A 4,378-nucleotide genomic window follows, 5' to 3' on the forward strand; every position below is an offset into this window, starting at 1 on the left:
AGTATCTCGGATGCCTTCGGCATCACCCCAAATGGGGGCAAGCCGGGCGGCTTACGAATCAGGACAGCCGGACCGCGGTCACTGCGCCCGCGCCCGGCCGGCCCCGGACAACCGCAGGAGGAGCACCGCGAGCACGCCGGCGAGCGTCGACGCGACGAGCACGGCGGTGGCCGCGCGCCGCTGGGCAACAGCGTCGTCGAGGGCGAGCCGGGACATCAGCAGGCTCACGGTGAAGCCGATGCCGCCGAGCAGCCCGACCGGCGCCACCGCGCGCCAGCCAAGGCCGGCCGGCAGCCGCGCCACCCCGGCCCGCACCGCCAGCCAGGCCCCGCCGACGATGCCGGCGGCCTTGCCGACGACGAGCCCGGCGACCACACCCTGGGCGACCGGATCCTCGGCCACGGCGAGCAGTGCCGTCCCCGTCACCGGTACCCCGGTCGCGGCGAGCGCGAACAGCGGGACCACGAGACCGGCCGAGAACGGGTGCAGCCGGTGCTCCAGGCGCAGCGCGGGCGCGGCCCGCTCGCCCGGGTCGGGACGCACCCGGGTGAGCAGGGCGAGCGCGATGCCGGCGACGGTCGCGTGCACCCCGGAGGCGTGCACGCACACCCACAGTGCCAGCGCCAGCGGCACGTACAGCGCCGGGGAGCGCCAGCGCCGCCACTGCGCGCAGGCGTACCCGGCCGCCAGCACGACGGCCGCCAGCAGCCAGAGCGGCGCGAGCCCCCGGGTGAACAGGACGGCGATCAGGACGATGCCGCCGAGGTCGTCGACGACGGCGAGGCTGAGCAGCAGCACCCGCAGCGCGGTGGGCACGTTCGCCCCCGTCAGGGACAGCACGCCGAGCGCGAAGGCGATGTCGGTGGCTACGGGGATCGCCCAGCCGCCCGCCGCCCCCGGCGCGCCCCGGCTGACCGCGAGGAACACCAGCGCCGGAACGATCATGCCGCCGACGGCGGCGGCGACCGGCAGCGCGGCGGCCCGGCGGCCCGCCAGCTCCCCGACGACCAGTTCGCGTTTGAGCTCGAGACCGGCGACGAAGAAGAACACCGCGAGCAGCCCGTCGGCCACCCAGGCCCCGGCGGTCAGGTGCGTCAGGCGTAGCCAGGACGGGCCGAAACCCAGGTCGGCCCGCCACACGTCGTGGTAGCTGCCACCGGCGAGGTTGGCCCACAGCAGGGCGAGCGCGGTGGCGGCCAGCAGCAGGAGCCCGCCGGTGGTCTCCCGGCGCAGGAACTCGGTGAACGCGCCACGGGCGGACAGCGCCTGGCTGACACGTCCGGCGACCGCGGCCCGCGCGTCAGCCGCCGTTCGGGTGCGCACCAGCGGGAGGTCCTTCCAGGAGCAGCCGACGTCGGACGCCGACCAGACTTCCCGGCACACCTGTTGAGCGGTTCGATCAGTTCGAGTGGTTCGATCAGTTCGAGTGGTGACGTGTCGACCAGCGCTGGGCGCTGCTGGCCAGTGCCGCCATCGTGGCACAACAAGCCGCGGATTTCCCGGTCATGACGTTCCCGTCCGGCGCGGGATCCGTCGCGGGCGGGATTCCCCGGCCGTGGCCCCGGCGGCCATCGCTCAGCGGTGCGGTGCGGTGCGGTACGGCCGCCGCACCGCCCGGCCGGGTGCGGTGTGCCCGGCCGGGGCCGTGCCGTGCTGGCTGGTTCAGCCACCCGACGGGCTCGTCACGGTCTTCCTGCGCAGGCGCCTGGTCGTCCTGCGGACGACCGGTTCGACAACGCGCGCGGCCACCGGGCCGAGAATCGCCATGATCAGTACATAGCAGGCGGCGAACGGGCCGAGCTCCGGCTCGATGCCGGCCACGACCGCCAGGCCCGCGATGACGATCGAGAACTCGCCTCGCGCGACCAGCGCGGCCCCGGCCCGGTAACGGCCCATCGTCCCGATCCCGGCCTTGCGCGCCGCCCACCAGCCGGTGAACACCTTCGTCGCCACCCCGGCAAGCGCCAGCAGCAAGGCGGGAAGAAACACCCCGGGGATCTCGGCGGGTTCCGTCTGCAGGCCGAAGAAGACGAAGAACACCGCGGCGAAGAGGTCCCGCAGCGGGGTGAGCACCTCCCGCGCGCCCTCGGCCACCGGCCCCGACACGGCGATGCCGACCAGGAACGCCCCGACCGCGGCGGAGACCCGGACCTGCTGGGCGGCGCCGGCCACGAGCAGGGCCAGCCCCATCAGGCGCAGCAGCAGGATCTCGCTGTTGGGGTCCGCGTCCGGGTTGTGGACCAGCCGGCTGACCTGCCGGCCGTACCGCAGTGCCAGGACCAGGACGAAGACCAGCGCGCCCAGCGCGACCAGCAGCGTGACCGACCCCTGGGCGAGCGTCTGGTGGGCCAGCAGTGCGGTGAGGATAGGCAGGTACACCGCCATGGCGAGGTCCTCGAGGACGAGCACGGACAGCACCACGGGCGTCTCACGGTTACCGATCCGTCCCAGATCGGCGAGGACCTTGGCAATGATCCCGGAGGACGAGATGGCGGTGACCCCGCCCAGGACGAGCGCGGCCAGCGGCTCCCAGCCGAGCAGGAACGCGGCGGCCACACCGGGCAGGGCGTTGAGTGTCAGGTCGAGCGCGCCCGTGGGCGCCTGCCGGCGCAGGCCGTCGATCAGTTCCTGCGCCGTGTACTCCAGGCCGAGCGTCAGCAGCAGCAGGACGACCCCGATCTCGGCGCCGACCTCGATGAACTCCTCGCTGGCGCCCAGCGGGAACAGCCCTCCGTGCCCGAAGGCGAGCCCGCCCAGCAGGTAGAACGGGATCGGGGAGATACCCACGGCGGTGGCACAGTGGCCGAGCATCCCGAGGGTGAACAGGACCGCGCCCAGTTCGAGGAAGGTCGCGGCTATGTCCACGGGCGGCTCTCCGCCAGTGCCGTGTCAGTGCTCCTCGGCAGTGCCGCACCAGCGGCCAAGATCGCGATCAACCGACGCGGAACAGTTCGGCAACGGCAGCCGTGTTCTCCGGCGTACCGACCACCACGACGACGTCACCGGCGACGAAACCGAAGTCCGGGCGCGGGGAGGCGATCACCTGCTGGTCCCGGACGACGGCGACGATGGACGCCCCGGTCCTCGTCCGGGCATGGGTATCCCCCAGCGGCTGCCCGTCGTAGGGGGAGCCGGGAGTGATTTTGATCTGCTCCCCGACGATGCCCGCGAAGGCCTTGCCGAGGTTGTTCAGCCGCTCGACGATGTGCGGGGCGCCCAGCAGCTCCGCCAGGGCGTCGCTCTCCTCCGCGGTCAGCGGGATCGACTCACTGCAGGTGTCCATGTCATCGGTGTCGTAGATCACGAGCTCACGCCGGCCGCCATGATGCGACACCACGCCGACCCGCCGTCCGCTGCGGGTACGGAAGTCGTGCCGCAACCCGATTCCCGGGAGCGTGGTCTCCTCCACGTCCACTGCGACCCCTCCGGTGAACCCGGCATGGACGCCGGGCTCACAAAAGATCGAAATTCTGCTGACCGGAAATCGGTGATCAGATCAGTGACCAAAACCGCGGGGCCCAAACCGCAGGGCCCACCTCTGACGCATCGGCCCTCTCATCATCTAAACATACCCAACGGCCCCGCCAGCCCGGGCCGACAAGCCCGGAGCCGTACACCCGCCCGGGCGGCTCGGGCGGCCCGCCGGACGGACGGTCAGCCGGTCGACAGCGGGCAGAAGCACTCCCCGGATACCGTGACGGGAGCGCCCTGCCCATCCCCGGCCGGACGCGGATGGGCCACGGCGAGGCCGGACAGCGGCCCGCGAGGGTTCGCGAGGGATTTACCGGAAGGCGGTGCCGCGGTGCTGAACAGGAGTGCTCGCATCATCCGCCGGATCGTGGTGAGCGCGGTCGGCGTGGCCGTGCTGGGGCTGGGCGTGGCCCTGCTCGCCCTGCCCGGCCCGGGCTTCCTCATCATCGCGCTGGGATTCTTCGTCCTGAGCCTGGAGTACGAGTGGGCCCGCCGGCAGTTCGAGCAGGCCCGGCGCAGGGCCGCCGACCTCGCCGACCAGGCGGCGGCGAGCGTGTGGTCGTCGGCGTTCACGATCCTGTTCGGGCTCGGGATGGTCGCGGTGGGCATCGCCTGGATCGCCGTGGAGACGCTGCCGTTCTCCTCGCCGTGGACGGGCGGCAGCCTGGTCTTCGGCGGCCTGGTGATCCTTTCCACCATCCTGTTCAGCCTGTGGCAGGCCAAACAGGCCCGTGACGCCGGCGAGCCGACCCCCGCCGAACTGCTCGACCTCAAGGAGGAGGAAGACCACAGGCGCGTCTCCGCCGCCTCCTCGTCCACCTCCGCTCCCCCAGGCGCGCCCCCGACCTCCTCCACCGACGAATAGCCGCCACCGGACCGGCAGATCCCCGAACCGGGCGTCCTCCGC

Annotated in this window: 4 protein-coding genes; 1 reads left to right on the forward strand and 3 read right to left on the reverse strand. The window is 72.7% G+C overall.

Annotated elements, in window-relative coordinates; translation table 11 throughout:
- Positions 1-78: 78 nt before the first annotated feature.
- From nhaA to AC5LUJ_RS13810, 3 genes are all read right to left on the reverse strand, one after another.
- Positions 79-1,323, reverse strand: coding sequence for a Na+/H+ antiporter NhaA (nhaA, locus tag AC5LUJ_RS13800; protein ID WP_250290763.1), 1,245 nt, complete (start codon positions 1,321-1,323; stop codon positions 79-81).
- A 339-nt stretch (positions 1,324-1,662) separates the two neighbouring features.
- Positions 1,663-2,811, reverse strand: coding sequence for a cation:proton antiporter (locus tag AC5LUJ_RS13805; protein WP_250282679.1), 1,149 nt, complete (start codon positions 2,809-2,811; stop codon positions 1,663-1,665).
- A gap of 121 nt (positions 2,812-2,932) precedes the next feature.
- On the reverse strand, positions 2,933-3,415 hold the full coding sequence (locus AC5LUJ_RS13810) for a cation:proton antiporter regulatory subunit (protein WP_250282650.1): 483 nt from the start codon (positions 3,413-3,415) through the stop codon (positions 2,933-2,935).
- A 387-nt stretch (positions 3,416-3,802) separates the two neighbouring features.
- On the opposite strand from AC5LUJ_RS13810, the gene AC5LUJ_RS13815 reads away from it, so the two are divergent.
- Positions 3,803-4,336 (forward strand): PGPGW domain-containing protein, encoded by a 534-nt coding sequence (locus AC5LUJ_RS13815; RefSeq protein WP_250282652.1) that lies wholly within the window; start codon positions 3,803-3,805, stop codon positions 4,334-4,336.
- Positions 4,337-4,378 lie beyond the last annotated feature (42 nt).

The sequence above is a fragment of the Protofrankia sp. CiP1_Cm_nod3 genome (genome assembly GCF_982290655.1).

Excerpts from the sequence above, each read along its gene's own strand:
- AC5LUJ_RS13805 (WP_250282679.1), bottom strand. The coding sequence starts at position 2,811 with ATGCTCGGCCACTGTGCCACCGCCGTGGGTATCTCCCCGATCCCGTTC.